Source organism: candidate division WOR-3 bacterium, assembly GCA_039802205.1.
Lineage (GTDB): Bacteria > Hydrothermota > Tepidihabitantia > SM23-42 > JAOAFX01 > JAOAFX01.
Map to the genome: position 1 here is coordinate 20,782 of JBDRWD010000013.1, position 25,981 is coordinate 46,762.

Below are 25,981 nucleotides of genomic sequence, written 5' to 3' on the forward strand. Positions count from 1 at the left end.
CTCTTTGAGAAAGGAGCACATGGAAAAAGAAAGTAAGATTGATACGATAATTGGTCGCAATACAGTTGTTAACGGTGATTTGAAGATTACGGGTTCAATAAAGATCGATGGGATGGTTGAGGGTAATGTTACGGTGAAAGACCACTTATTCTGTGGAAGCACCGGATTTGTTAAAGGCAACATCACTTGCAAATCGGGTGTGATTGGTGGCAAGATCGAAGGTAATATCCAGGCCGAAGAGGTGCTTGAATTCCAGAGCGGTGCCCAGATGTATGGTGATATAACCTGCAAGGGATTGATTATTCAGTCAGGTGTTTTCTTTGACGGCAATTGCCGGATGGGTCATAAAACAAAGGAAAAGGAGTAAATGGTTATTCGCTTTTATGGAACACGCGGTTCAATCCCAGTTTCTGGTCCTACAACGATTGAATACGGTGGCAACACTACATGTCTCTATATTGAAACCAAAAGTGGCCAATCAATAATCATTGATGCTGGAAGCGGGATAAGAGAACTCGGCATTTATTTGATGCAAAATCAAAAGTACAATCTCCACCTTATCTTTACCCACTACCACTGGGATCATATTCAGGGTTTCCCATTCTTTGCTCCGGTTTATTCTAAGAATACGGCGATAAATATATATGGACCAGAGAATGAGGTAGGTGCTCAGAAGGCACTTTCTTATCAGATGCATGTTCCTTTCTTCCCAACTATAAAATTAACCGACCTCCCTGCCCGACTTGCATTTAAAAGAGTTAAAAACCGATTCAAAATCGGGAATGTCGCTGTCCAGGTGATTCAAAACAACCACCCCAATTATACATTTGGATTGAGATTCAGCGAAGATAAAAAGAGCGCTGTATTCCTCACAGATAACGAGCTCTATGCCCCTAAACCACGAACTCCTTATAAAAAATTTGTTAAATTTATTCAGGGCGCGGATTTGTTGATCCACGATGCTCAGTATGTGGACGAGAATTATCCAAACCGAATCGGTTGGGGACATTCAACATTTAATCAGGTGATGCAATTGGCAGTGGAGGGCGGTGTAAAGAAAGTTATTTTTACTCACCATGACCCTTCAAGCAGTGATGAGTTTATAAATAATATTTTAATTAAGCTCCGTAAACAGTTCCCTGATTATGACCTTGATGCAGCACGCACTGGCACCGAAATCAAACTTTAATTCTCCATGTAAATTCGTAAAAAATACGCTCCTCAGGAGGTGGTAATGATTACCGAAATTGGTTTTGCGGCTGGTAATATTTGGAGAAAATTAAAAGAAGAGGGTGAAATGGTAATCACCCGGCTACTACGTAAGAGTGGTTTACCGATAAATATGTTTTATATGGGCTTGGGCTGGTTAGCCCGGGAGGATAAAGTAAAATTCCGTAAAGAGAGAAGAACGATCTACGTCTCCTTAAAAGAATGAAAATAAAAGTTCTCATTGTGCGCGCGGCGGGAACGAATTGCGATCTGGAAACTGCCTACGCCTTTGAGTTTGCAGGTGCTCAACCCGAGCGGGTCTACATTGATGAAGTGAAAAGAAAGGATTTACTCGATTATCAGATTCTCGTCTTCCCTGGTGGTTTTACCTACGGCGATGATATCAGTGCCGGGAAGATTCTTGCCAATGAAATTAAATATAAACTGAAGGATAAAGTCTTAAAGTTTATTGAAAAGGGGAACCTCATCTTAGGGATTTGCAATGGTTTTCAGGTGTTGGTAAAGGCGGGAATACTGCCTGGTTTTAATGGCTATTTTGAAGAACAGAGCGTGAGTTTGATTACGAATGATTCTGAAAGATTTGAAGATCGCTGGGTAGATTTGAAGGTTTATCCCGAACGTTCAATTTTTACCAGGGGGATCGATGGGATTATCACCCTTCCGGTGGCCCATGCCGAAGGCAAGTTCGTGGTTAAGAACAAAAGGGTTTTAAGATTGGTGGAAAAACAGATCGTCTTCCAGTATGTGGATAAAGAAGGGCGATTGGCTGGCTATCCCTATAACCCTAATGGTTCGGTAATGAATATTGCGGGCATCGCGGATAAGACCGGAAGGATCCTGGGACTCATGCCTCATCCCGAACGGTATATCTCCTATTTACAACACCCGCTCCACACGCGAAAAAGACTTGCGGAGGAGGGCGATGGTTTTAAAATTTTTAAAAATGCGGTAAATTATTTCAAATAATTATGAATGGATACATTACCCATCATCCGATTCTAGAATTTAAAAGGGGCAAAAAAGTTAAATTTTATTTTGAAGATAAGGAACTCGAGGGTTATGAAGGAATGCCCATCGCGGCTGCACTCCATGCTGCAGGGATAAGGGTGCTTCGCTATTCAGAAAAATATCACCGGCCGCGCGGGTTTTTTTGTGCTGTCGGCAAATGTTCCTCCTGCTTGATGGAAGTGGATGGGCGAGCGAATGTGATGGTGTGTATGGAACCATTAAAAGAAGGAATGCAGGTGCGACGGCAGAAAGGAAAGGGGAGGTTAGGTGTTTGATATCTGTGTAATTGGAGGCGGACCCGCGGGTTTGAATGCGGGGATTGTGGCAAGGGAACTGGGTGCTTCGGTCTTGATCATCGATGATAATCCGGTCCTCGGTGGTCAGCTGATAAAACAAACGCATAAATTTTTTGGTTCTAAAGATCACTACTGTGGGGTTCGGGGTATAGATATTGCGAAGATCCTTTCTCAAAAGGTGGAAGAACTCGGTATTGAAGTATTGCTCAATGCTACCGTGGTTGGTTATTATGACGATGATTCCATTGGGGTATTAAAGAATGAGGAACTTATTCCGATAAAGGCGAAATGTTATATCTTTGCCACGGGTGCGAGTGAAAATATGTTGGCATTCGAGAACTCCGACTTGCCCGGGGTTTATGGTGCCGGCGCAGTCCAGACGATGATGAATGTCTACGGGGTTATACCGGGAAAAAGAGCCCTGGTGGTGGGCTCCGGTAATATTGGCTTGATCGTGCCCTACCAATTATTACAGGCAGGTGTTGAGGTTGCGGCAATAATTGAGATTCTGCCCAGAGTTGGTGGCTACTATGTTCACGCCGCCAAAATAAAACGGGCAGGTGTTCCGATTCTCTTAAGGCATACCATCATTGAGGCGAGGGGTAAAGAATGCGTGGAATCCGCGGTCATCACCGAGGTGGATGACCAGTTTGAATGTATCAAAGGAAAAGAGAAGATCATCGAATGCGATATGATTCTTATTGCAGTAGGCTTATCACCTTTATGTGAGTTGCTTTATCAAGCAGGATGTGAGATAAGATATATTCCGGAACTTGGGGGCAATGTCCCTTACTATAATGAAGACCTCCAAACCTCCCGACCTCATATCTTTGTCTGCGGGGACCTTGCTTCTGTGGAGGAGGCTTCTACAGCAATGCTGGAAGGCAAAATTGCGGGTGCACGTGCCTATGAATATCTTTATGGAAAAAATGACCGGGCCGAGGAGATTGTATCAACTGCCAAACAGGAATTAAAAACTATCCGCATGTCCCCTTTTGAACAGCGGATTGTTGAGGGACATCGAAAATTATTTGGAAGAGAAAGACAGGCATAGTCAATTTCTGCCACCCTAAATTCATGCGAAAAAAATGTAAAAAGCAGCAGGATTTCCTAATTTTTGTTATTTTGAGAGCCATTGACAAAACAAAAAAATGATTTATAATTGAGCGATGATAAAGGTCAGATTGAATAATAGTATCATGGAAGTTGCACCGGGCGTGAAGGCATCGGAACTGATTCAGGATGAAGAATGCATTGCGGTGCGGATCAACGGTGAATTGAGGGATTTGAGTACCGTACTTAATGCGGATTGTGAATTGACTCCAGTAAAGTTTTCCGAACCGGAGGGTCAGCAAGTATTCTGGCACTCCACTTCTCATATCATGGCAATGGCGGTGAAATCTTTATATCCGGAGGCGAAACTGGCAATAGGACCAGCGATCGACCAGGGCTTTTATTACGATTTCGACCGAAGCCCCCCTTTCACCAACGATGATTTGAAAAAGATTGAAGAAAAGATGTTAGAGATAATAAAAGGGGATATACCATTTGAACGTCTGGTGATGACCAAAGAAGCGGTGATTGAATTTTTCAACCGGCGTAATGAGCCATACAAAGTAGAACTCGCCAAGGAAATTCCGGATAAAGAGATAAGCCTTTACCGCAATGGGGATTTCGTTGACCTTTGCCGGGGACCGCATATCCCGAGCACCGGCCGGGTTAAGGCATTCAAACTTCTCAGTGTTGCTGGTGCGTACTGGCGGGGTGATGCCCGTTTACCAATGCTTTCCCGAATCTACGGCATCTCTTTTACAACCGAGGAAGAGTTGAAGAAATACCTTTTCAAACTGGAAGAGGCACAAAAGCGTGACCACCGCCGATTGGGTACGGAACTGGAATTGTTTTCAATCTTTGAAGAGGCTGGAGCAGGGCTGGTATTCTGGCACCCCAAGGGTACGATCATCAGAAGGTTGATTGAACAATACTGGATCACAGAACATTTAAAGGAAGGTTATGAGTTGATCACCACCCCACACATCGCTCGGAGTCACCTCTGGCATACCTCTGGACATTATGATTATTATCGGGACAAGATGTTCACCCTGCCGGTGGAGAACGAAGAATATGTTTTAAAACCGATGAACTGTCCAGGCCATATACTGATTTATAAATCAAAGGTGCGGAGTTATAAGGAGTTGCCGATCAAGTTTGCTGAATTAGCCACAGTCTACCGGAATGAATTATCAGGCACACTCCATGGTCTCTTGCGCGTCCGGGGTTTTACCCAGGATGATGCCCATATCTTCTGCCGTCCGGATCAGATTGAGGATGAGGTGGTGAAGATATTGAAATTGACGCTAAAAATATTTAAGAAATTCGGGTTTGAAGACTTTGTGGTGAACCTTTCGGTGCGCGATCCTAAGAATAAAGATAAATTTATGGGTTCGGATGAGGAGTGGGAAAGGGCTGAAAAAGCGCTTACTTCAGCATTAGAAAAGGTCAACCTGGCATATAAGGTGCAATTAGGCGAGGCAGTATTTTATGGTCCAAAGATTGATATCAATATTCTTGATGCCTTGGGTCGGCCCTGGCAGGCGACAACCATCCAGTTTGACTTCAATCTGCCTAAGCGCTTTAAAATTGAATATATGGATGCCCAAGGGCAACACCGGGAAGTAGTGGTAATCCACCGCGCGCTGTATGGCTCATTGGAGCGGTTTATCGGCACCCTTATCGAACATTATGCAGGGGCATTTCCCCTCTGGCTTGCACCGGTCCAAGTGGTTGTCATGCCGATAACTGATAAAGAGGCGACTTATGCCCGAGAGGTTTATCAACGCTGTCTGAAACATGGATTGCGTGCGGAATTGAATACTAAGTCCATGAAGATAAATTATCGAATAAGAGAAGCCGAGGTTAAAAAAATTCCCTATATTCTGGTTGTTGGTAAAAGAGAAGTGGAAAGTAAGACGATTTCGGTCCGTAAGCGGGGACGGGGAGACCTCGGCGCCATGAAGTTAAAAGATTTTTTTAATCTCTGCGATTCAGAACAAGGGGGCGAAGATTAAGAATCTACCGAGGGTTAATCATGAGATAAAAGCCGAAAAGGTAAAACTGGTGGATGAAAATCGCCAATATATGGGTATTTTTGATCTGGCGATTGCCCTGCGCATTGCCCGGGAACGGGGCTATGACCTGGTGGAAGTTGCCCCGGATTCCCAACCACCAGTCTGCCGTTTGATGGATTTTGGTAGGTATGTTTATGAAAAGAAGCGACAAGAACGGGAAGCGCGTAAGCACCAGCACCAGACCGAGGTAAGGGAAATCAGACTTTCAATGAAAATATCGGATAATGATTACCGGGTGAAGTTAAACAAGATGAAAGAATTTCTGGCCAGAGGCGACCGGGTAAAGGTGAAATTGAGATTAAAGGGCCGGGAATTGCTCCATGCCCACCTCGGGATGAATCTTATGGAAAGGGTGATTAATGACCTAAAAGATATCGCCCGTGAGGAGGCTCCTCCGAAGCAGGAAGATCAGGTCATCCAGGTCACCCTTATTCCCCAGAAAAAGGAGAAGAAAGGATGAGAAAACTGAAAAGTAAAAGGGGTTGGTTGAAAAGGGTTAAGATAAAAAAAGATGGTAAGATTTTACATTGGAAAGCAGGCCGGAGACATTTATTGACCGGAAAGTCCCGAAAAAGAAAGAGGCGTCTTTCGAAGTTAGTGCCGATTTCCAAGGCGGACCTAAAAAAATTCAAAGATTTTAAATAACAATTTTGCCAACAGGACTTGACAGAATTTTTAATTTGGTTATAATGTTTTGATGAGCCTAAATCCTTAAGATTTCAGGCGATAAAATCTGAAGGCATAAATCAAAGAAAGGAGCAAGCGATATGCCAAGAACAAAGTGCGGACCTTATACGCGCAAACGCAGAAAAAAGTGGCTTAAAGCCGCAAAGGGCTACTGGGGTGGTAAACACCGTCTTTATAAAAGCGCCCGCCTCCAAGTGATGAAGGCGTGGCTTTCTGCGTACCGAGAGCGCAAAAGGAAAAAACGGGTATTCCGGGCATTATGGATAACGCGAATTAATGCGGCATTGAGACAGCAGGGGTTGAAGTATTCTGAGTTTATTAATTCGTTGAAAAAGAATAACATTGAAATAGACCGAAAGACCCTGGCAATGCTCGCATATGAACATCCTGAGGAGTTCAATTCACTGGTTGAAGTATGTAAGGGTATGAAGGGAGAGGCACGGGCATAGGTTATGGAAGAAAAATTAAAGGAAGTTCGGTCAACGATAGAACTGGAGTTAGGTAATATTAAAGATGCTCAGACACTGGAATCTTTTCGGATACGGTTTTTAGGTAGAAAGGGCGTACTAAATGAGTTGATTAAAGAACTGGTGAATCTCCCTCTTGAAGAACGTAAGAAATACGGGAACGAGATAAATCTTTTGAAAACTCAGCTTACCGCAATAATAAATCAGCGTCAGAGTGAGCTTTTAAAGAAAGAGAAACCGAAATTTGATCCTTTATTACCCGGAAGAATGGGCTATGTGGGCCACCGCCATCCGCTGAGTATTATCCAGGAAGAGATTGAATCTTTTTTTGAAAATCTCGGTTTTGTCGTGGCATCCGGACCCGAAATTGAATACGACTGGTATAACTTTGAGGCTTTGAATATCCCCAAGGACCACCCGGCACGGGATAATTTTTCAAGTCTCTATATCACCGACGAATTGCTCCTGAGGAGTCACACCTCACCGGTTCAGATAAGGGTGATGGAAAAGTATAAGCCGCCGATAAAGATCATCTGTCCAGGTAGGTGTTATCGGTTTGATCCCTTTGATCCCAGCCATTCTCCAGTATTCCATCAAGTGGAAGTTTTGTATGTAGACAAAGGGGTTTCTTTTGGCGAATTAAAATGGCTATTGGGTGAATTCGTCAAACATATCTTTGGTCCCAAAACCAAATATGAACTCCGACCGAGTTTCTTTCCCTTTACCGAACCTTCTGGAGAACTTGCCATCAGTTGCTCTGTCTGCCAAGGAACCGGATGCCCGGTCTGCGGCAATACCGGCTGGCTGGAACTTTTGGGTTGTGGGATGGTTCATCCCCAAGTTTTAAAGAATGTGAAGATCTCACCGAAGGAGTATTCGGGTTATGCCTTAGGCATGGGTATTGAGCGGGTGGCGATAGTAAAATATCTGATTGATGATATCCGGGTATTTTATAATAACGATATCCGGTTCTTAGGACAATTTTAAAAAATGCGCGCAAGGGAGAGAGAATGTTAGTCTCGGTCAAATGGTTGGAAGAAATCCTTGGCACTGAATTGGAGGTCAAGGAACTTGTGAAAGTGGCTAATAGACTGGGAATGGAAATAAGTGAGCAAAAAAATTATGCCCCGCAGGATGTAGTAATCGGCCGGATTACGAAGATTACACCCCATCCCACGCTAAAGAATCTTATCATCCTTGAGATCAAAACAAAAACTCATCATCAAATAGTGAGTGCTGCGACCAATGTCAAATTGGGTGATCTGGTCCTGGTTGTGGAGGCAGGAAAAAGGTTTAAAGAAGAGATTGTGGGTGAGCGGGATTTTGCCGGAATAAAATCCACCGGGATGCTGGTGAGCGAAGAAGAACTGGGGATGGCCGAAAAGTCTACAGGAGTGATTGTTTTAGACCGGGGAAAGGAAGGTGTGCATTTTCGTGATTATTTTGATGATGTGGTTTTGGATGTAAAAGTCAGTACCAATCGGCCAGACTTACTCTCGGTGGTGGGAGTGGCACGTGAATTCAGTGTCGGGCTGGGGATAAATCTTAGTCTAAAAGAAAAAAATCCGGAGCAGAGGAATAAGAACGATCCCTCACTCATTCAGATAATCGACCATGAGGGTTGCCCAAGGTATACCGCAAGGATATTTGAGGATGTCAAGATTCAGGAATCGCCGTTTTCCATAAAATGGCGACTTTACTGCATGGGGATGAGAGGAATCAATAATGTGGTGGACCTGACCAACATCAACATGTTGCTCTACGGACATCCCCTCCATCCTTTTGATCTTGATTTACTCAAGATGCCTGTGGTGATAAGGCGGGCGCAGAAAAACGAGCAGTTTGTGACCTTGGAGGGGACGGTTTTTAAGCTTAACGAAGATGACCTGGTGATTGCCGATAAAAATGGTCCTATTGCCCTTGCTGGTATTATCGGTGCTCGGTGCTCCCAGATCACCAATTCTACCCGACGGGTTCTGCTCGAAAGTGCCTATTTCAACCCTCGGCGGATCGCACATACCCGGCGCCGCCTGGGAATTCAGACCGAAGCCTCTTTGCGTTTTGAAAGAGGGGCGGACCTATCAATCGTTGACGAAATTTCTCGGATAACCGGTGAAGATTTCAAACGGTTGGCCGGGGCACGTGAAGTTTCATTTGTTAGTGCCGGGAAAAAGGCAAAGTCGCGCACAGTGGCATTCAATCTCGGGCGTTTAAATACCATCCTTTCATTGAATCTCAAATCCGATGAAGTCAAAAATCTTTTAAGTAAGTGCGCGATAAAAGTTTCGGGCAAAAATAATATGCGCGCAGTAATACCCCATTACCGTTATGACCTCCAGATTGAAGAAGACATCTATGAAGAAGTAGCACGTATTTATGGTTATATGAATATCCCGGATGTTCCTCCAAAACGCTGGGGTATTACTCCAATCCTGGAGCGGGGAAGGAGTTTGATAAAACATTTGAAATCTTATATGCTCGGACTCGGTTTCAGCGAAACATATAACCTCTCACTGGTATCCAGTGAAAGGCTCGAAGATCTTGGATATAGTGAATTTGTTAAGGTGAAAAATCCGCTCAATGAGCGGTTTAATGCCTTAAGACCCACACTCTTTTTGGGTCTTTTAGATGCGGTCCAATACAACCTCTCAAAGGGTAATTTTTCCTTAAAACTCTTTGAGGTAGGTAATATCCTTTTAAAATCCGAGCCCTTTGAGGAAAAACGGCTCGGAGCGATAATGGGTGGTGAACGCTACCCCAATTTCTGGGAGAGTTCTGTCCAGAAACTCGATTACTATGATGCCAAAGGGGTGGTGGAAACAATCCTTGAGGCTTTGCACATTCCGGAGATCGAATTCAGCCACTTTGAAAAGAAAGGATTCGTTAACCCGGTGCAGATCATGTCTTCAGACCGCACACTTGGCTTCTTGGGGATGGTAGCTCCAGAGTTCTGCGAGCGCGAGTTTTACTACTTTGAATTATCAATTGACCAGATGCTTGGTCTCGTTAGTGAGCCTTTCTACAATCCTCCACCGAGGTTTCCAGCTAATATCCGCGATCTGGCGTTCCTCTTCGATGAAAGTGTGGAGGTACCGACGGTCAAAAAATTTCTCATCACCATTGCAGGACCGGTTTTAGAAAAAGTGGTGCTCTTCGATTATTATCAAGGCAAAAATCTTCCCCCCGGTAAAAAGAATCTGGGATTCCGTTTTTATTTCAAGGCACCGGACCGAACCCTCACGGATCAAGAGGTTGATAGATTCGTTTCACGGATTGTCCAGGAAGTCACCAACAATTTTGGGGCAATATTAAGAACAAAGGAGACAAATTGAATGGGATAGCAAAACTGGAAGAGAAGATTGAAAGGATGATTAATTTAATCTATGAATTAAGACAGAAGATAAGTGAACTTGAAGAAGAAAATAGGCAGTTGCGCGAGAGAGAAGAAGAGGTAAGAAAAAAAGTTGATGGGCTAATTGAGAAAATTGATACGATGACCCTGTAATTTTATGGAGTATTTGGTAAATTTTAGGAGTTAAATTGAAGAAGGGTCATACCCACGAGGTGTTGGTTAATATCTTCGGAAATGATTATCGGATAACTTCCGAAGATATTGATGAGGAACGAATTAAGAAGATTGCGGAGATCGTAGATAAGAAAATGCGGGATATCCATCGTGAATTCCCGCTGCCCTCAACGACCAAAATTGCGGTGCTTGCCTGTTTGAATCTTGTGGACGAATTTTTGCAAAAAGAGGAACATTTAAATAAAAGGATTTCTGAACTTGAGCAGAGGATTAATTCATTAATCCTCAGGATTGACGAGGTAGTCACTTAATTCGTTCCCTGCGATGCTCGTGATGGGCATTAAGTCTTGAGCCAACACCCATCGTTAGGGAGCTGAGTTCGGTTGCAGACTGCGTCTGTAACTGACAGGCGCCCACTTTAACTTTGGGTTCAGAGACTTTTTCCCACACGGCATTCGCGGGGACTTTAAAAAATTTACCGGGACCGTCGCCATGGTCCCGGGGGAGGTTACAATGACGTTGCTAATAATTGCCCTATTTTTGTTGGCTTTAGAAATCATTTTTGTGATATTTTTTTACTTCCGGTATAACCGCGCCAAAATCCTTAGTGCTCAGGAAGAGGCCCGGAAGATAATTGAAGATGCCAAGAAAGAGGCGGAGAACTACCGGAAATCGGCGGAGATCGCTGCTAAAGAACATTGGTATCAGGAAAAATTGAATTTCGAAAAAGAGACAATGAACCGCCGGCGCGAGATTGAAAAAGCGGAACGGCGTCTGTTAGAGAAGGAGAATAATCTAGAAAAGCGAGAACGGTTAATTATTGATAAAGAGAAAGAGTTGCTAAATAAAGAACATAATCTCCAGAACCGTGAGAAGATAATCCAGGTGAAATCTGAAAGGTTGGATCAGCTGATCAAAGAAGAAACCGAGGCATTACAGAAGATTGCCAATCTTTCCAAAGAAGAAGCCAAAGCCGCATTGCTCCGTAACTTGGAAGCCGAAGCACGACATGAGGCTGCAGCCCTTTTGAATCGGATAAAAGAAGAAGCAAAACAGAAGGCGGAAGAAACGGCACGGGAAATAATTCTCCAGGCGATTCAGCGTTGTGCTACGAGCCATACTACTGAGACGACGATTGCGGTCGTTTCCATTCCCTCAGAAGAAATGAAGGGTCGTATTATCGGTCGGGAAGGTAGAAATATTCGTGCTTTTGAGAATCTCACCGGAGTGGAGGTCATCATCGATGACTCGCCGGAGACGATTTCTCTTTCCTGTTTTGATCCGATAAGGCGCGAGATTGCACGGATTGCCATGACCAAACTTATTTCCGATGGCCGGATTCACCCGGCACGGATTGAAGAGGTGGTCCGGAGTGCGGAAAAAGAGATAGATAGTGTCATCAAGAACACCGGTGAAGAAATATGTTTAGAACTCGGGATTATCGGTCTGGCACCGGAGCTGGTAAGACATCTGGGGAAGATGCGTTTTCGAACGAGTTATGGACAGAATCTTTTGCAGCATTCTAAAGAAGTTGCTTATCTCTCAGCCCTCATCGCTCAAGAACTCGGTTTGGATCCGGTGATTGCAAAAAGGGCCGGTCTCTTGCATGATCTGGGAAAGGTGGCGGATATGAGCATGGAGGGTTCACATGCCCAGATCGGCGCCGAACTCGCTGCAAAATTTAACGAGAGCGAGATTATCGTCAATGCGATCGCAGCCCATCACGAAGAAGTTCAGCCCATCAGCCCTTACACTTTTATCGTAGAAATTGCAGATTCCATATCTGGTGCACGACCCGGTGCCCGAAGGGAAACGATTGAGGCTTATATCAAACGTCTCAAAGCCCTGGAGGAACTCGTTTCGGCATTCAATGGAGTGGAGAGAGTCTATGCAATTCAGGCTGGAAGGGAAGTGCGGGTGATGGTGAATCCTGGGGTGGTTTCGGACAATGAGGTGGCAAACCTTGCCAATGATATTGCGCGGCGGATTGAGAAAGAGATTCAGTATCCAGGACAAATAAAAGTCACGGTGGTGCGGGAAACCCGAGCTACGGAGATAGCCAGGTAGAAAAATAAATCTGCCTAAATTCTATATATCAACACACATCATCCGAGAAAATAAAATAAAATTTGGGCAATCTTGACTTTAATCCTTTTTTCGGTATAATAACCTATGCCAACCATGAAAGCGATCGTCAAAACCAAACCCGAGACAGGTGCGGAATTATTAGATGTTCCAATTCCAACACCAGGACCCAATGAGGTCCTGGTCAAAGTTTTGGCTACCTCAATTTGCGGAACCGATCTCCATATTTATCAGTGGAATGAATGGGCGCAACGCCGTATAAAGAAACTCCCTCAGATTATGGGGCATGAACTTTGTGGTCAGGTGGTAGAGATCGGTGCTAATGTTAAAAACATCAAAAAAGACGATTTGATATCGGCTGAGACCCATATCGCCTGCGGTCACTGCTTTATGTGCCGGAATGGACTTGCCCATATCTGCGAAAATGGTAAAATATTCGGGGTAGATGTTGACGGTGTTTTCGCTGAATACGCCGTAGTTCCCGCAAACAATGCCTGGGTGATAAATGAAAAAATTCCCCAGGACTATATCTCACTGATGGAACCTTTGGGTAATGCGATTCATACGGTCCTTGCTGGTGAGATTGCTGGGAATACTGTCCTTATCACTGGGTGTGGTCCAATCGGACTCATGTCCATCGTTGTATCCCGGGCCTGTGGTGCGACAAAGATCATCGTTACGGAAGTCAATGAATACCGACTGCATATGGCGAAACGTCTGGGTGCAGATGTGATTTTAAATCCCAAAAAGGACAAAGTGGTGGAGGTGGTGCTGGAAAATACCGAAGGAAGAGGGGTAGATGTGGTTTTAGAAATGTCTGGAAATCCGAGTGCCATCAACGAAGGACTTAAGGCTTTAAGACCCGGGGGTCGGTATTCAATCTTGGGAATTCCGGATAAACCTTTCAAATTTGACCTTGCAGAAATAGTCTTCAAGTATTTCACGATTCAAGGGATTAACGGCCGGTTGATGTACTCCACTTGGTATAAAACCACCCGATTTCTTGCCGCAGGACGGATTGATCTGGAACCCCTGATCACCCACCGCTTCCGGCTCGAAGAATTTCAAAAGGGTATGGAATTGATGGAATCCGGTAACTGTGGAAAGATTTTGCTGTACCCATAGATGATAGAAGGAATTGGGATTGACCTTATTGAAATAGGGCGCTTTGCTAAGGTTGGCACTGATTTTTATCAGCAAGTTTTTACTGAGAGTGAAATAAAGGAGATTAAGAATAATCATCTTTTGGCGAGTTTAAAATTTGCCCTTAAAGAAGCGATTTTAAAAGCACTGGGCATAGGACTCTCTCAAGGGTTTTTCTGGAAGAAGGTGGAAATAAGGGGTGAGGATAATAAACTGGATGAGGTTTTTAAGGGGAAAGAGAATAAAATCGGAATCCATACCGGAACAGGCAGGTCTAAAAAATATGCCTGGGCTGTGGCAATAATTGAAAATAAACAGGAGGTTTATTGATATGGCAAACATCGGGTCCTATGAGGAGAGATATAAAAATTTTGATTGGAAATTGAGCGAGCAGGAACTGGAGTATGGCAAAAACGGGATGTTCAATATCGGTTATTATTGTAGTGACCGTATTTGCGAACTCGGGCTGGGTGAGAAACTGGCACTGATCTGGCAGGGGTTCGGTGGGGAGGTGAAACATTTTACCTATCACGATATTAGAATCTATAGTAACAAATTTGCACACTTTCTTACAAAGTTGGGAATAAACCGCGGTGAGCGGGTTTGTATCTTTATGGACCGGATACCGGAATTATATATTTCATTTCTGGGTATTCTCAAGGCGGGATTCATCGTTCAGCCGTTATTTTCTGCATTTGGCGAGGAGGCGTTATTTACCCGTCTGGAGGATGCACAGACTACTGCGATTTTAACTACCCGTAAGCACCTTTCTAAAGTCCGGAAAATAAAAGCCCAGCTTCCCCACCTAAAATTTATCATCGTGCTTCATAACGAAGGTAAACCTTTGGAAGAGCGTGAGATTGAATTTGATATGGAGGCATACGACCGTATAGAGCAGTTTGCGATATTCCCCGCAGACAGGGAAACACCATCGGTTTTGCACTACACTTCGGGAACGACCGGTAAACCGAAAGGTGCCCTTCATGTCCACTCTTCCATCATCGCCCAGTATATTACCGCAAAATGGGTGCTTGATTTGCAACCCAATGATATCTACTGGTGTACTGCAGATCCAGGTTGGGTGACAGGTACTTCCTATGGGATCATTGGACCTTGGTCTAATGGTGTAACCCAAGCAGTTTATGATATAGGTTTTAATACGGAAAAATGGTATGGATTCATCGAGCGTCATAAAATTACGGTCTGGTATACTGCTCCTACTGCCATTCGGTTGTTAATGAAAGAAGGTGATGAGGTGGTTAAAAAATATAATCTAAGTTCGCTGCGTCATCTGGTAAGTGTGGGTGAACCGTTAAATCCCGAGGCAGTCATCTGGTCAGAGAAGGTCTTTGGATTACCCTTCCATGATTCTTATTGGCAGACCGAGACCGGTGCGATTGTGATTTCTAACTATCCGGGTATGAAGATAAAACCGGGTTCCATGGGAAAACCATTTCCAGGTATCATTGCTACGGTCGTTGACCCCAAGAATTATGAACCGGTTAATACCCCGGGTGTAATTGGGTTGATCGCATTAAGACCGGGCTGGCCCTCGATGATGCGCGCCTACTGGAATAACCCCGAAACCTATAAAAACAAATTTAAAAATAACTGGTATATCTGCGGGGATCGTGCCTATCTTGATAATGACGGCTATTTTTGGTTTGTGGGTCGGGATGACGATGTGATAAATACCGCGGGACATCTAGTAGGACCTTTTGAGATTGAATCAGCACTCCTGGAACACCCAGCAGTTGCTGAATCAGCAGCAGTGGGCAAACCGGATCCGGTTAACATGGAGGTGGTAAAGGCCTTTGTGGCTTTAAAACCCGGATACAAACCGAGCGACGAATTAGAACTTGATATTATGAACTTCATCCGTAAAAAGCTTTCACCCCTGGCAATGCCCCAAGAAATTGAATTTGTGGATTCATTGCCAAAAACCCGCAGCGGCAAGATCATGCGTCGGCTTTTGCGGGCAAAGGAATGGGGTGAAGAGATTGGTGATATATCAACTTTGGAAAATGATTAAGGAGGAAAAATGGGAGAAGATTTAAAGAAATTAATCATTGATTATGTGAAAAGGGAGTATCTGGATGAAGATTCGGACCAAGAGATAAATGAGAATACACCGCTCATCTCCAGTGGGATCGTTGATTCCTTTTCCATGGTTTCACTGAAGACATTTCTGGAAAAGAAATTCAACATTAAAATTCCAGATGAAAAGGCAACCACTGAAGCATTTGATACTGTTAACAACATCATCAAACTGCTCAGTGAATTTGTAAAGATTGATACCTAAAAGGAGGGAATATGGCATTCAGCGATCGGGTGCGCGAATTTTTTGCTAACGAACTCAAGGCGATAAAAGAAAAAGGTCTTTTCAAGGAAGAACGTTTCATAGCTTCACCGCAATCAGCAGTGATCAAGGTGGAATATCCAGCAGGTTCACCACCAAGGGAGGTGATTAATTTCTGTGCCAATAATTATCTGGGTTTATCCAGCCATCCTGAAGTCATCAAGGCAGCACATGAAGGGTTGGAAAACCGCGGTTACGGCATGTCCTCGGTTCGTTTTATCTGTGGCACCCAGGATATTCATAAAGAATTGGAAAGGAAACTTACTGAATTTTTAGGCACTGAAGATACAGTGCTTTTCCCTTCGTGCATGGATGCCAATGCCGGGGTTTTTGATGTTGTTTTAGACCAGCAGGATGCGATGATCGCCGATCGCTTGGTCCATGCCTCAATCGTTGATGGGATGAAATTATGTAAAGCACAGACCTACAATTATAAACACCTCAATATGGCGCATTTAGAAGAAAAACTCCAGGAGACCCAGAATTGTCGTTTCCGGATGATCATCACCGATGGGGTTTTCTCCATGGATGGCGACATTGCACCCTTGGATAAAATCTGTGAATTGGCAGAAAAGTATGATGCAATGGTGATGGTGGATGATTCCCACGCCACCGGATTTCTGGGCAAAAATGGGCGGGGAACCCATGAATACTGCGGGGTGATGGGTAAAATTGATATCATCACAACCACCCTTGGCAAGGCAATGGGCGGGGCAAGTGGTGGATGTGTAAGTGGTCGCAAAGAGATTGTGGAACTCTGCAGGCAGCGGGCACGCCCATATCTCTTTTCGAATACCATTCCGCCGGTGGTAGTGGCTGCAGCAAATAAAGTGATGGATATCATCGGTACTACCACCGCCTTGCGGGATAAACTCGAAGAAAACACTAAGTATTTTCGTCAGAAGATAAAGGAAGCTGGGTTCGACATTAAAGAAGGTGTACACCCGATTGTCCCAATCATGCTTTACAACGCCAAACTTGCTCAAGATATGGCGCGGGATTTATATGATGAAGGAATCTATGTGATCGGCTTTTCTTATCCAGTTGTTCCCCAAGGACAGGCGCGTATCCGCGTTCAGATTTCGGCGATCCATGAAAAGGAGCATCTGGATAAAGCGATAGAAGCATTCAAAAAAGTGGGTGCTAAATACAATATCCTTGGCAAGAAAAAAGATGAGATAATCGCTATGTATGGGTTATAATCCATATCTGGATGCAGCCTGATCATCATCCTTTTTTCCTTCATGAATAATACTGCAGATGTCATTATTATCGGCGGCGGGATAATCGGATGTGCGACTGGCTATTATCTGACCAAAAGAGGTTTAAAGGTTTATCTATTTGAGAAAGAATATCTCACCGCAGGTTCCACCGGTAGATGCATCGGCGGTATCCGACAGCAATACTCCACGGAATTGAGTATCAAGGTGGCGATGGAGTCGGTGAAGAAATTTAAAATGATGAAGGAAGAACTTGGCGTGGATGTAGAATTTGAACAAGATGGTTATCTCTTTCTCGCCCACAGTGAAGAGAAAGAAAAAACTTATAAAAGGTTAATTGAATTGCAACGCCGAATGGGGCTGGATGTGGAATATGTTGATGTTCCAACGATAAAGGAGATTGTCCCAGGAATAAATACCGAAGGTTTGCTCGGAGGTGCCTACTGTCCCTCAGATGGCCAGGCAAATCCATTTTTAGTAGTTGACGGATATGCCCGGAAAATAAAAGAAAGGGGGAAGATATTTACTTATTGCGAAGTGAAGAGGGTAAATCTCGATGGTCACAGGGTTTTGTCGGTGACGACCATTAACGGAGATACTTTCTATGCTCCGAATGTTGTCAATGCCACCGGTCCTTTTATCCGGGAGTTTTCTCAGCATCTCGGTTTAGACATTCCGGTATTTCCTGAGCGGCATGAAGCGCTTATCACCGAACCGATAGAGATATTTTTTCGGCCTATGATCGTTGACTACCGCCCGGATGGCTGCTATTTTCATCAGAAGGCTAATCAAGGGAGTATCATTGGATGTTATACTCCGGTGCCTAACATTCCTGGAACCGATATACGTTCCTCTTTTGAATTTATCAGAGAGATGGGGAAGCGAATGGCAAGGTTGATTCCGAAACTGGCGCAAGTGAAGATTATTCGTCAGTGGGCAGGCAGCTATGAGATGACACCCGATGGTAACCCGATTGTGGATAAGACTGATATAGAAGGCTTATGGGTAATCGGCGGGTTCTGTGGTCACGGATTTATGCTTGGTCCAGAAATCGGATATATTGCGGCAGAGTACATCGCAACCGGTAGCCCACCCTATGACATCAGTGAATTCGCCTTAAAAAGGGACTATTCAAAAAAAGAGGTGATGAAATAAAACTTATATGATAACCAAAACAAGCCGGGTTGAAGAGATTATCAGTCAGACACCGGATAAGGTGAAGATATTTGTTAAATTTGGGCTACCCTGTCTGGTTTGTGGTGAGCCTTTCTGGGGGACGCTTGAAGAGTTATGTGAAAAATATAAAGTTGATGTGAATCTTTTATTGGAGCATCTTAACCAAGACGAAAACAAGGGAGTATGATGATGAAAAAATGGCATTATTGTCCACACTGTCGGGGCAATTTGATGGTTCAAAAAGGATTCGTGAGATGTGGGGGATGCGGTTGGCATTATTACTTCAATCCTCTTCCTTCGGTCGCAGTCTTCGTTCAGAATGAGCGCAAAGAGATCTTGCTTGTGAGACGTGGGATTGAGCCCGGAAAAGGAAAATGGGCGTTGCCTTCTGGCTTTATTGAACTGGGCGAGACTCCGGAGCAGAGTGCATTGAGAGAATTGAAAGAGGAGACGGGTTTAAGCGGAGCGGTGAAGGAATTGCTCGGAGTTTATGTTGAGGATACCGATGTCTATGGTGAAGTACTCCTTTTGGGTTATCGGGTGCAAATGACCGGAGGCAGGCTGCGACCAAATTCGGACAGTGTGGATGTACGATTTTTTCCTGAGAACCGACTACCTACAATACCCTTTGCCAGTCATCGGGCGATAATTCAGGAAGGAATAAATATCCAAAAACGTTATGTCCCCTATTTGGAAGTTTTAAAATCAAAAATTACCGAAGCCACAATCACCGACACAGTGTTATTCTATCAGGGGAGTATGGGGATTGATGCCGAGATATTGGCGGCTGCCAATATTAAACCCGGAGAAAAAGTCCAGGTGCTAAATTACGATAATGGAGAAAGGCTTGAGACCTATGTGATCGCCGAAAAACCGAAGTCCCGAAGATTTGTGCTTTACGGACCTGCTTCACTAAAGGGAAAAATCGGTCAGCGACTCTGTATTCTCGCTTACACCTTCCTCCCCCAAGATGAGGTAGAAGAATTTAAACCCAGGATTGTCCTTCTTGATAAAAATAACAACATCAAAAAAATCAAGTAACCCGAAATATATCTACGGGCCCGTTCCTTCTCGCCGCCTGGGATACTCCCTGGGCATAGATGTTGTTCCCTTCAAGACCTGCACCTATAACTGTATTTACTGCCAGCTGGGGCATACGACCCACCTTACCAATAGAAGAAAAAATTATGTTTCGGAAAAGGCTTTAATTGCGGAGTTAAAAGAGGTATTAAAACAAAAAATCAAAATTGATTGTATCACTTTTTCGGGCTCAGGTGAACCCACCCTTTATAAGAATCTGGGGCGTTTGATAAAAAAGATAAAGACCTTTACGGATATTCCTGTTGCCGTGATTACCAATTCCTCTTTGCTCAGCAATCCGGCAGTTCAAAAAAATCTAATGGGTGCCGATGTAGTTCTTCCCACACTAACCACCACTGACGAAAGGACTTTTAAGAAAATCCACCGTCCTTTGGCAAAAATCCGGGCAAAAAAAGTTATCGGCGGGCTTATCAATTTTCGTAAGAAATATCCGGGTAAGATTTATTTAGAATTGATGCTGATAAAGGGATTTAATGATTCACCAGAGGAAATTTTAAAATTGAAAGAAGCGATAGCAAGAATCAAACCGGATAAAGTACATCTCAACACCGTGGTCCGACCACCGAGCGAAGATTACGCTCAGCCGCTCAAAATGCAAGATTTGAATCAGATAAAGAGGATGATCAGCGGACCGAGTGAGGTGGTGGCGGAATTTAAAAAAGAAATTAATGTAGCAAAAATTAAAGATAAGAGGGATTTAATTCTTCGCTATCTACAGCGCCGTCCAGGAACGCGCAAGGATATCAGTAAAAGTCTGGGGGTCAATGAAAATGAATTGATCAAAGACCTTGCTCAATTATGGCGGGCGGGAAAGATAAGAAAGAAAAAATATGGAGGTGTAGTTTACTATGAAAGAATTTAAGATAATTGAACCTGAGGACTTAACAAAAGAAGAATTGCTTCAATTTCTACCCGATTTGGCAAAGAACTGGCTCGCCCACGATGGACTGTGGTTTTTAGGGGTTGAGGAGAAGTACGGCATGGAAGTGGCGATTGAATTGGATAAAAAGGCATGGGAGAAATTTACGGTGATTGAAGCCGAGCGAATAATGAAGCGCTTTAAGATTCCGGCATACAGTGGCATTCCGGGACTGATCCAGGCACTTAAATTTAGGCTGTATGCATTTATCAACAAACAAGAGATCGTTGAGGTATCCGAAAAAAGGTGTGTATTGCGGATGAACGAATGCCGGGTTCAGGAGGCACGTAAAAGAAAAAATCTACCAGATTTTCCCTGTAAACCCGTGGGGTTGGTGGAATATGCTTACTTTGCTAAGACGATTGACCCGCGTATAGAAACCAATTGTCTCTGCTGTCCTCCTGATGTTCATCCTGGAGAATACTACTGTGCTTGGGAATTTGTTATCCGGGATTAAATTTATTTATCTTTTATCTGCTCCAATAATTTTAGGGCATGGGGCTTGTCTTCAAGTAGATAATCAGCTTCATAAGTGGGCTTTTGGATCGTCAGTACCCGGTTTAAATACCAACGGGCTTTTTCATAATCTTTCTTTTTAATATACACTTTTGCCATATCCACATAAAGCACTGTGTAATTTGAATCCAGGGCAAGTGCCTGATTGAGATATGCTATGGATTTGTTGAGATCACCACCCATGAGTTTGGGCAATTCATAATAGAGATTCGCTGCTGCTGCCAGTGCACCGGTATGCTGGGGATCGATCTTGAGTATCAACTCAATCTCTTTTTTTATTGTTGGCACCAGTTCCAAAGAATTGAGAACTCCTCGGGTTTGACCGCTGCGGCCTAAATTTACCATATACCAGAAATGAGCCCAGACCGAATTTTTATCTAATTCAATTGCCTTCTTGCCCTGGATGATACCCTCTTCATAAAATCTAAGTTTATCCTCTTTATTAATTTGCTCATCGCCGAGAAGGTAACATACCCGTGATAGTTCATAATGGGCCCGCAGATTATCAGGGTCCTTTTGCACAATATCCGTGAGTATTTCATAACTTTTCATCAGATTGTTTTTGGTTAAGTGACGAGTGGTATAAAGGTTTATCGCATGGTCGATCATCTCCTCTGTGGTTTGCCCTTGAATAAAGGTGAAGAAAAGTACAAAAGTGATACAAATCATTTTTATCATTTCGCCTTCCTCCTATTTAGCAGTGTGGCGATAGAGAAAAGGTTTATGACTTTTTGCTGAATCCGGGCATAGTGGTAGAAAGATCGCGGCTTTTCGGTGATTTTTATTTTGAGGCTGCGCGCATTATCCGTAATATACACACCTTCTTTTTTTATTGTCAAATTGTCCTCTCCTTTACCGCCAAAACCAAATTTATAACCAATTTCCCTCACCTTTTTAATCACCCGTTGATTTACCCGGTTAAAGGGGTAAGAGATAAAATCAATCGGTCCGAGATATTTTTCTAATATACGTTTAGATTCGGATAGTTCATATTCTAAATTCGCGGCAGATAATTTGGTTAGATCGGGGTGGCTCATGGTATGGGAACCGAATGCGATTCCATTTTCTTTCATTTCCATGATTTGCCGCCAGTTGAGGTGGTGGTGGCGGGAAAAAAGTGAAATATCCCATAGATTTTTTTTGCCGATGTAACCCACGATCAAAAAGATTATCGCTGGACAGCGGTATTTTTTTAAGATGGGAAATGCATAATGATAAAGGTTTTCTTCACCATCATCAAAGACGAGCACCACGCCTTCCTTTTTCATATCCGGGAGAACGATTTCATAACCCAGCTTATGGATGGTTTTGATGAAATTTTCAAGCTGTGCGGGATAGTTCCATGTCCCTCCGAATTTAAAATTTTTTGTTATGCTATGAAATTGCAGGGCTTTCAGCATCACGAATCCTGGTAATGAGGACCCAGAAAGTTATGGATGCACCGAGGATGATGCCGCCGAAAATGATGAAGAGATATTTTTTGGTGAGAAACGAAGAGAGGGAGCCCACGATCAAAGCGCCGACAACAAAGGTTAGATTCAAAAGCCAGTCCCGGAAAGAGAAAATTCTCCCTCGAACCTCTTCATCAGCATATTGATGGATCAAGGTATCCTGTCCGATAAATATTGGTGATGCGGCGATACCCACCAGCAGGGCAATGATGATGAATTGATAAAATTCGTGAATAAAAGGAAAGAAAAATAATCCGGCGCTGATCAGTATAAAGCAATAAATGATAAATCTCCTTAAATCAAAATAATGACCAAGTGTTCCGGCAAGATATGCGCCCAGTAATAATCCCACGGCGCCGACCGCAGCCAGGACCCCAACCCCTCTTGTACCCCATGCCATATCCTGTTGAATAGTGGGAATGGCAAGGACATAAACCACACTTCCCGCAACGATCATCAAAAATATCGTGGCCATTGCGAAGCAAAGATTTTTTTTCTTGATGATGTGGGCGAGGGCGAAGGCTATTTCTTTTAGAATTTTTGCCAGACTGTCTTTCAACATCAAGAATAAGCTTTTCGGCTGCAGATGGGTTTCTTCTTTCATTTTTATCTTTTCCTTTAGATTCACCTTCATGATATAAAGCATGACTGCCGAGATGCCAAAGGTTATGCCATCAATTATAAAAGCCACAATCCAGCCCGCAATTCCAAAGACATTTTTCCATAAGGGCCAATCGATTATCAGCCCACCGGTGGCCATTCCTAAAAATGTTGCTCCCCGACCTACGAGATTTAATATGGAATTGGCTGTGAGCAGGCGCTTTTTGGAGACGAGATTGGGAATGATGGCACTGCGTGCCGCATTGAAAAACAAGGCAAGCAGGAACATAAAAAAAACAATGGCAAAGACCGGATAAATATTTTTTGTATACAAAAAAGTGATGGGTAAAGAAAAAGCACATAACATCCGCAGGGTATCGCATATCACCATTACTTTCTTCTTGTGCCAGCGGTCCACCAGGACCCCGGCGATTGGACCGAATAATAATACAGGAAGGGTAATGAACAGGGCAAGTTGGGAAAGCAATAATGGTGTCCGTTCCTTTGGGAACAATCCAATCAAGGCAATGAGAGCGATATAATCAAGTTTATCACCGAACTGACTGATCGTCTGGGAGAAGAGAAATATTGAAAAATCCCTGATTTTTAAGATATTCCAAAATTTAATCCGGGCGATGGCATACCTCCTCATAGAAATCAAGAACCATTCGGGATACAATCTTCCAGTCATATTTTTCAGCCTTTTCTCTTCCAGCCCTGCCCATTTTTTTCATCAAGTCCGGATGGCGTAAAAGAAAGATAATTTTTTCTGCAAGCGCTTCGGCATTCATCGGTTCAAAAAAAAGCCCTTCGCTTTCCTCAGTTAAAATTGTCCGATAACCAGGGATGTCCGAAGCGACAATTGGTTTGCCGCTTGCCATCGCTTCAAGCAGGACGATGCCAAAGCTTTCGGCACCGGTGGCAGGGGAGCAATAGATATCACAAGAGGCATAATAGCGGGGTAGATCTTCGGGTTTGACATAACCGACAAATATTACATTTTCCTTGATATTTTCTTCAATATAGCGCCGGTAATAATGCTCCAGGAAGCCTTCGCCCACGACGATCAACTTTGCCTCGGGGAATTCTTTCACGATCTCGGGAAAAGCCATCAAAAGGTATTTCAAACCTTTGCGTGGTTCAAACCGACCAACAAACAGAATCTTGGGTGAATACTTTTTGAATTCTTCAATCTCCGGGATATCCGGACGGAACCTCTGGGTATCAATACCATTGGGAATGATACGACATTCACCAATCTGAAAATAACGGCGGACGCAATCTCGGGCAACAGTGGAGACTGCAATCATCCCATCAATCCGACGGAAGTATTGTTCCAGAACCGGCTCCCATAATACATACCCAAAGCTTTCTTCATAAGCGGAATGAAAGGTTACAAAATTTTTGGCGTTGGAATATTTTAATGCCAGGTATGGCAATGTAGGTGCAATCGCACCATGGATATGGATCACATCAAATTTTTCCGAATCCAAGAAATGGCGCACCTGCCAAGGAAGGGTAAGACCAAAACTCAAGACCGAAAATGAACGGTTTTTGGGGAACTTAATTGCCCGGCCCATCCGGATTATATTTTCATCGACATAGGGGTAGTTTCTTCCATAAGAGGGGGCGAGGATTTTTGCATTGTGTCCCATTAGATTAAAGTTTTTCCAGAGATGGTAGATATGCTCCGAGATGCCACCGGTATGGGGATAAAAGATATCGGAGACGAGCAGAATCTTCACCGGATACCTCCGGTATGTCCAAAGCCTCCAGTTCCGCGTTTTGTTTGGCTCAGGCGTTTTACTTTTTTAAAATTTGCCTTTATAACCGGAGCAAAGACAAGTTGGGCAATCCTGTCTCCCTTTTTTATTTTTATGCTCTTTTTACCAAAGTTGAACAATACCACTTTTATTTCACCCCGATAGTCGGCATCAATCGTGCCCGGACTATTTAACACCCCGATGCCATATTTTGCGGCAAGACCACTCCTGGGGCGTACCTGGGCTTCATAGCCTTCAGGAATTTCTATCTTTATCCCCGTGGGAATGATACAATAACTATTAGGCTCCAGCAGCACTGGTTTTTCAACATCGGCATATAAATCGCATCCCGCGGCATGTGCTGTTTGATATTCAGGAATCCTTAGCCCATTGATTTTTACTTCTAATATAATCTTATTTTTGCCTGTTCCAACCACACTCTTCGCACTTTTGGGTTTCATTCTATCCATTCCGGATGAAAGACAAACCATTGGTCCGGATATTTTTTTATTGTCTTTTCAAAAGCGGAGAGCATGTATCGATGGAATTTATCCACACTCTCAAATAATTGGACCGGTTCAACAATACCGTAATACCTTTTTCTTCCTTCTCCAGTTAAGACCATATATCCAAAAACGACGGGAATTTTTCTTTTTACAACTATCTCCGCAAGATTTTTGGGAAATTTTCTTTTGCCCGAAAAGAAACGGAACTCCATCCCTTGTTTTGTCAAATCCCGGTCGGCAAGGACCGCCAGAATTCGGTTATTTTTAATGGTATCCAAAAATGCCACCTGGGCACGGGATAGAGGATAGGTTTTTAAGCCGGTGGCTTCCCGGTGTCTGGTATACAAGCGGAACATCTCGGGTTCGGTTTCTTCAACGAGCGCATTCATCGGATAGCCACGGGCTGCGAGATAACTACCTGCATAATCCCAGTTGCCGATGTGGAGGGTGAGCAGAATACATCCCCGGTTAAAGGTCAGTGCATCATCAAGGTTTTTTAATCCCGAGGCAATAACCTCTTCTATCACTTGCTCTTTTGTCAAAAAACCGAGCCGAAAAAAGTCCACCATACACCGGGCAAATTTTTCAAACGTTTTACGGCAAAGATAATGGTGGTAGCCTTTTTCGGGCACTATATAGTGCAGATTTTTCAGAATATAACTCCGTTTCTTTTTCAACATAAAGTAACTCAAACCACCGAGCAACCTGCCGATCTTATCTGCGACCGATAGCGGAAGAAGGCGGGTGATCAGAATACCACATTTCTGGAGTTTGACCGCAATATTCACACTTTCTGATAC

31 protein-coding genes and 1 other RNA gene are annotated in these 25,981 nt (G+C 43.7%); 26 read left to right on the top strand and 6 right to left on the bottom strand.

Annotated elements, in window-relative coordinates:
* Positions 1 to 4 precede the first annotated feature (4 nt).
* The 26 genes from ABIL39_04375 (at position 5) to ABIL39_04500 (ending at position 20,802) form a co-directional block, all read left to right on the top strand.
* Positions 5 to 367 (top strand): polymer-forming cytoskeletal protein, encoded by a 363-nt coding sequence (locus ABIL39_04375; GenBank protein ID MEO0165356.1) that lies wholly within the window; start codon positions 5 to 7, stop codon positions 365 to 367.
* The gene (locus ABIL39_04380; protein MEO0165357.1) at positions 368 to 1,189 is read left to right on the top strand and encodes an MBL fold metallo-hydrolase; all 822 of its coding nucleotides are present in this window, start codon (positions 368 to 370) and stop codon (positions 1,187 to 1,189) included. It begins immediately after the preceding gene.
* A 45-nt stretch (positions 1,190 to 1,234) separates the two neighbouring features.
* The gene (locus ABIL39_04385; protein ID MEO0165358.1) at positions 1,235 to 1,435 is read left to right on the top strand and encodes a winged helix-turn-helix domain-containing protein; all 201 of its coding nucleotides are present in this window, start codon (positions 1,235 to 1,237) and stop codon (positions 1,433 to 1,435) included.
* Complete coding sequence (purQ, locus tag ABIL39_04390; GenBank protein ID MEO0165359.1) at positions 1,432 to 2,196, top strand: phosphoribosylformylglycinamidine synthase I; 765 nt, start codon at positions 1,432 to 1,434, stop codon at positions 2,194 to 2,196. Before ABIL39_04385 ends, purQ begins: the two co-directional genes overlap by 4 nt.
* A 2-nt stretch (positions 2,197 to 2,198) precedes the next feature.
* Positions 2,199 to 2,513 (top strand): (2Fe-2S)-binding protein, encoded by a 315-nt coding sequence (locus ABIL39_04395; protein ID MEO0165360.1) that lies wholly within the window; start codon positions 2,199 to 2,201, stop codon positions 2,511 to 2,513.
* The gene (locus tag ABIL39_04400) at positions 2,506 to 3,588 is read left to right on the top strand and encodes an NAD(P)/FAD-dependent oxidoreductase (protein MEO0165361.1); all 1,083 of its coding nucleotides are present in this window, start codon (positions 2,506 to 2,508) and stop codon (positions 3,586 to 3,588) included. Before ABIL39_04395 ends, ABIL39_04400 begins: the two co-directional genes overlap by 8 nt.
* A gap of 115 nt (positions 3,589 to 3,703) precedes the next feature.
* A complete protein-coding gene (thrS, locus tag ABIL39_04405) occupies positions 3,704 to 5,602 on the top strand; it encodes a threonine--tRNA ligase (GenBank protein ID MEO0165362.1) in 1,899 nt (632 codons plus the stop codon).
* The gene (gene infC, locus ABIL39_04410) at positions 5,598 to 6,122 is read left to right on the top strand and encodes a translation initiation factor IF-3 (protein ID MEO0165363.1); all 525 of its coding nucleotides are present in this window, start codon (positions 5,598 to 5,600) and stop codon (positions 6,120 to 6,122) included. The genes thrS and infC overlap by 5 nt, the downstream gene beginning before the upstream one ends.
* Entirely contained in the window at positions 6,119 to 6,307 is a 189-nt protein-coding gene (rpmI, locus tag ABIL39_04415; protein ID MEO0165364.1) for a 50S ribosomal protein L35, read from the top strand. The genes infC and rpmI overlap by 4 nt, the downstream gene beginning before the upstream one ends.
* 122 nt (positions 6,308 to 6,429) lie before the next feature.
* Positions 6,430 to 6,798, top strand: coding sequence for a 50S ribosomal protein L20 (gene rplT, locus ABIL39_04420; GenBank protein MEO0165365.1), 369 nt, complete (start codon positions 6,430 to 6,432; stop codon positions 6,796 to 6,798).
* A 3-nt stretch (positions 6,799 to 6,801) separates the two neighbouring features.
* Positions 6,802 to 7,803, top strand: coding sequence for a phenylalanine--tRNA ligase subunit alpha (gene pheS / locus ABIL39_04425; protein ID MEO0165366.1), 1,002 nt, complete (start codon positions 6,802 to 6,804; stop codon positions 7,801 to 7,803).
* Between the two features lie 23 nt (positions 7,804 to 7,826).
* The gene (pheT, locus tag ABIL39_04430; GenBank protein MEO0165367.1) at positions 7,827 to 10,148 is read left to right on the top strand and encodes a phenylalanine--tRNA ligase subunit beta; all 2,322 of its coding nucleotides are present in this window, start codon (positions 7,827 to 7,829) and stop codon (positions 10,146 to 10,148) included.
* Positions 10,145 to 10,321: a hypothetical protein gene (locus ABIL39_04435; protein MEO0165368.1), complete on the top strand. Its 177-nt coding sequence runs from the start codon at positions 10,145 to 10,147 to the stop codon at positions 10,319 to 10,321. The genes pheT and ABIL39_04435 overlap by 4 nt, the downstream gene beginning before the upstream one ends.
* A 35-nt stretch (positions 10,322 to 10,356) precedes the next feature.
* A complete protein-coding gene (locus ABIL39_04440; GenBank protein MEO0165369.1) occupies positions 10,357 to 10,653 on the top strand; it encodes a cell division protein ZapA in 297 nt (98 codons plus the stop codon).
* Positions 10,654 to 10,655: 2 nt separating this feature from the next.
* A non-coding RNA gene (gene ssrS, locus ABIL39_04445) (6S RNA) lies at positions 10,656 to 10,810 on the top strand.
* 45 nt (positions 10,811 to 10,855) lie between these two features.
* Positions 10,856 to 12,409 carry a ribonuclease Y gene (rny, locus tag ABIL39_04450; protein MEO0165370.1) on the top strand — a complete coding sequence of 518 codons (1,554 nt, stop codon included), beginning with the start codon at positions 10,856 to 10,858 and terminating at the stop codon, positions 12,407 to 12,409.
* 105 nt (positions 12,410 to 12,514) lie between these two features.
* Entirely contained in the window at positions 12,515 to 13,552 is a 1,038-nt protein-coding gene (gene tdh, locus ABIL39_04455; protein ID MEO0165371.1) for an L-threonine 3-dehydrogenase, read from the top strand.
* On the top strand, positions 13,553 to 13,900 hold the full coding sequence (locus ABIL39_04460) for a 4'-phosphopantetheinyl transferase superfamily protein (protein ID MEO0165372.1): 348 nt from the start codon (positions 13,553 to 13,555) through the stop codon (positions 13,898 to 13,900).
* Position 13,901: 1 nt separating this feature from the next.
* Positions 13,902 to 15,602, top strand: a complete 1,701-nt coding sequence (gene acsA / locus ABIL39_04465; GenBank protein ID MEO0165373.1) for an acetate--CoA ligase — start codon at positions 13,902 to 13,904, stop codon at positions 15,600 to 15,602.
* A 9-nt stretch (positions 15,603 to 15,611) separates the two neighbouring features.
* Positions 15,612 to 15,872 (top strand): acyl carrier protein, encoded by a 261-nt coding sequence (locus tag ABIL39_04470; protein MEO0165374.1) that lies wholly within the window; start codon positions 15,612 to 15,614, stop codon positions 15,870 to 15,872.
* Between the two features lie 11 nt (positions 15,873 to 15,883).
* Positions 15,884 to 17,131, top strand: a complete 1,248-nt coding sequence (gene kbl / locus ABIL39_04475; GenBank protein MEO0165375.1) for a glycine C-acetyltransferase — start codon at positions 15,884 to 15,886, stop codon at positions 17,129 to 17,131.
* A 42-nt stretch (positions 17,132 to 17,173) separates the two neighbouring features.
* Positions 17,174 to 18,304, top strand: coding sequence for an FAD-binding oxidoreductase (locus ABIL39_04480; GenBank protein ID MEO0165376.1), 1,131 nt, complete (start codon positions 17,174 to 17,176; stop codon positions 18,302 to 18,304).
* Positions 18,305 to 18,311: 7 nt separating this feature from the next.
* Positions 18,312 to 18,512 carry a DUF1858 domain-containing protein gene (locus tag ABIL39_04485; protein MEO0165377.1) on the top strand — a complete coding sequence of 67 codons (201 nt, stop codon included), beginning with the start codon at positions 18,312 to 18,314 and terminating at the stop codon, positions 18,510 to 18,512.
* Positions 18,513 to 18,514: 2 nt separating this feature from the next.
* Positions 18,515 to 19,366: an aspartate 1-decarboxylase gene (locus tag ABIL39_04490; GenBank protein ID MEO0165378.1), complete on the top strand. Its 852-nt coding sequence runs from the start codon at positions 18,515 to 18,517 to the stop codon at positions 19,364 to 19,366.
* Positions 19,332 to 20,288, top strand: coding sequence for a radical SAM protein (locus ABIL39_04495; GenBank protein ID MEO0165379.1), 957 nt, complete (start codon positions 19,332 to 19,334; stop codon positions 20,286 to 20,288). Before ABIL39_04490 ends, ABIL39_04495 begins: the two co-directional genes overlap by 35 nt.
* Complete coding sequence (locus tag ABIL39_04500; GenBank protein ID MEO0165380.1) at positions 20,275 to 20,802, top strand: DUF6125 family protein; 528 nt, start codon at positions 20,275 to 20,277, stop codon at positions 20,800 to 20,802. Before ABIL39_04495 ends, ABIL39_04500 begins: the two co-directional genes overlap by 14 nt.
* A gap of 2 nt (positions 20,803 to 20,804) precedes the next feature.
* Here ABIL39_04500 and ABIL39_04505 read toward each other — a convergent pair whose 3' ends face one another.
* Genes ABIL39_04505 through ABIL39_04530 form a run of 6 tightly spaced genes read right to left on the bottom strand, consistent with a single transcriptional unit; the run spans position 20,805 to position 25,969 of the window.
* Positions 20,805 to 21,539, bottom strand: a complete 735-nt coding sequence (locus tag ABIL39_04505; protein ID MEO0165381.1) for a tetratricopeptide repeat protein — start codon at positions 21,537 to 21,539, stop codon at positions 20,805 to 20,807.
* A complete protein-coding gene (locus ABIL39_04510) occupies positions 21,536 to 22,261 on the bottom strand; it encodes a polysaccharide deacetylase family protein (protein MEO0165382.1) in 726 nt (241 codons plus the stop codon). Before ABIL39_04510 ends, ABIL39_04505 begins: the two co-directional genes overlap by 4 nt.
* Positions 22,236 to 23,603 (bottom strand): MFS transporter, encoded by a 1,368-nt coding sequence (locus ABIL39_04515; protein MEO0165383.1) that lies wholly within the window; start codon positions 23,601 to 23,603, stop codon positions 22,236 to 22,238. Before ABIL39_04515 ends, ABIL39_04510 begins: the two co-directional genes overlap by 26 nt.
* Positions 23,536 to 24,657 carry a glycosyltransferase family 4 protein gene (locus ABIL39_04520; GenBank protein ID MEO0165384.1) on the bottom strand — a complete coding sequence of 374 codons (1,122 nt, stop codon included), beginning with the start codon at positions 24,655 to 24,657 and terminating at the stop codon, positions 23,536 to 23,538. Before ABIL39_04520 ends, ABIL39_04515 begins: the two co-directional genes overlap by 68 nt.
* Entirely contained in the window at positions 24,654 to 25,136 is a 483-nt protein-coding gene (dut, locus tag ABIL39_04525; protein MEO0165385.1) for a dUTP diphosphatase, read from the bottom strand. The genes ABIL39_04520 and dut overlap by 4 nt, the downstream gene beginning before the upstream one ends.
* The gene (locus tag ABIL39_04530; GenBank protein ID MEO0165386.1) at positions 25,133 to 25,969 is read right to left on the bottom strand and encodes a hypothetical protein; all 837 of its coding nucleotides are present in this window, start codon (positions 25,967 to 25,969) and stop codon (positions 25,133 to 25,135) included. Before ABIL39_04530 ends, dut begins: the two co-directional genes overlap by 4 nt.
* Positions 25,970 to 25,981: the final 12 nt, after the last annotated feature.

Excerpts from the sequence above, each read along its gene's own strand:
- ABIL39_04380 (MEO0165357.1), top strand. The coding sequence starts at position 368 with ATGGTTATTCGCTTTTATGGAACACGCGGTTCAATCCCAGTTTCTGGT.
- ABIL39_04385 (MEO0165358.1), top strand. The coding sequence starts at position 1,235 with ATGATTACCGAAATTGGTTTTGCGGCTGGTAATATTTGGAGAAAATTA.
- purQ (MEO0165359.1), top strand. The coding sequence starts at position 1,432 with ATGAAAATAAAAGTTCTCATTGTGCGCGCGGCGGGAACGAATTGCGAT.
- ABIL39_04395 (MEO0165360.1), top strand. The coding sequence starts at position 2,199 with ATGAATGGATACATTACCCATCATCCGATTCTAGAATTTAAAAGGGGC.
- thrS (MEO0165362.1), top strand. The coding sequence starts at position 3,704 with ATGATAAAGGTCAGATTGAATAATAGTATCATGGAAGTTGCACCGGGC.
- rpmI (MEO0165364.1), top strand. The coding sequence starts at position 6,119 with ATGAGAAAACTGAAAAGTAAAAGGGGTTGGTTGAAAAGGGTTAAGATA.
- rplT (MEO0165365.1), top strand. The coding sequence starts at position 6,430 with ATGCCAAGAACAAAGTGCGGACCTTATACGCGCAAACGCAGAAAAAAG.
- pheS (MEO0165366.1), top strand. The coding sequence starts at position 6,802 with ATGGAAGAAAAATTAAAGGAAGTTCGGTCAACGATAGAACTGGAGTTA.
- pheT (MEO0165367.1), top strand. The coding sequence starts at position 7,827 with ATGTTAGTCTCGGTCAAATGGTTGGAAGAAATCCTTGGCACTGAATTG.
- rny (MEO0165370.1), top strand. The coding sequence starts at position 10,856 with ATGACGTTGCTAATAATTGCCCTATTTTTGTTGGCTTTAGAAATCATT.
- tdh (MEO0165371.1), top strand. The coding sequence starts at position 12,515 with ATGCCAACCATGAAAGCGATCGTCAAAACCAAACCCGAGACAGGTGCG.
- ABIL39_04460 (MEO0165372.1), top strand. The coding sequence starts at position 13,553 with ATGATAGAAGGAATTGGGATTGACCTTATTGAAATAGGGCGCTTTGCT.
- acsA (MEO0165373.1), top strand. The coding sequence starts at position 13,902 with ATGGCAAACATCGGGTCCTATGAGGAGAGATATAAAAATTTTGATTGG.
- ABIL39_04470 (MEO0165374.1), top strand. The coding sequence starts at position 15,612 with ATGGGAGAAGATTTAAAGAAATTAATCATTGATTATGTGAAAAGGGAG.
- kbl (MEO0165375.1), top strand. The coding sequence starts at position 15,884 with ATGGCATTCAGCGATCGGGTGCGCGAATTTTTTGCTAACGAACTCAAG.
- ABIL39_04480 (MEO0165376.1), top strand. The coding sequence starts at position 17,174 with ATGAATAATACTGCAGATGTCATTATTATCGGCGGCGGGATAATCGGA.
- ABIL39_04485 (MEO0165377.1), top strand. The coding sequence starts at position 18,312 with ATGATAACCAAAACAAGCCGGGTTGAAGAGATTATCAGTCAGACACCG.
- ABIL39_04490 (MEO0165378.1), top strand. The coding sequence starts at position 18,515 with ATGAAAAAATGGCATTATTGTCCACACTGTCGGGGCAATTTGATGGTT.
- ABIL39_04500 (MEO0165380.1), top strand. The coding sequence starts at position 20,275 with ATGAAAGAATTTAAGATAATTGAACCTGAGGACTTAACAAAAGAAGAA.
- ABIL39_04505 (MEO0165381.1), bottom strand. The coding sequence starts at position 21,539 with ATGATAAAAATGATTTGTATCACTTTTGTACTTTTCTTCACCTTTATT.
- ABIL39_04510 (MEO0165382.1), bottom strand. The coding sequence starts at position 22,261 with ATGCTGAAAGCCCTGCAATTTCATAGCATAACAAAAAATTTTAAATTC.
- ABIL39_04515 (MEO0165383.1), bottom strand. The coding sequence starts at position 23,603 with ATGACTGGAAGATTGTATCCCGAATGGTTCTTGATTTCTATGAGGAGG.
- dut (MEO0165385.1), bottom strand. The coding sequence starts at position 25,136 with ATGAAACCCAAAAGTGCGAAGAGTGTGGTTGGAACAGGCAAAAATAAG.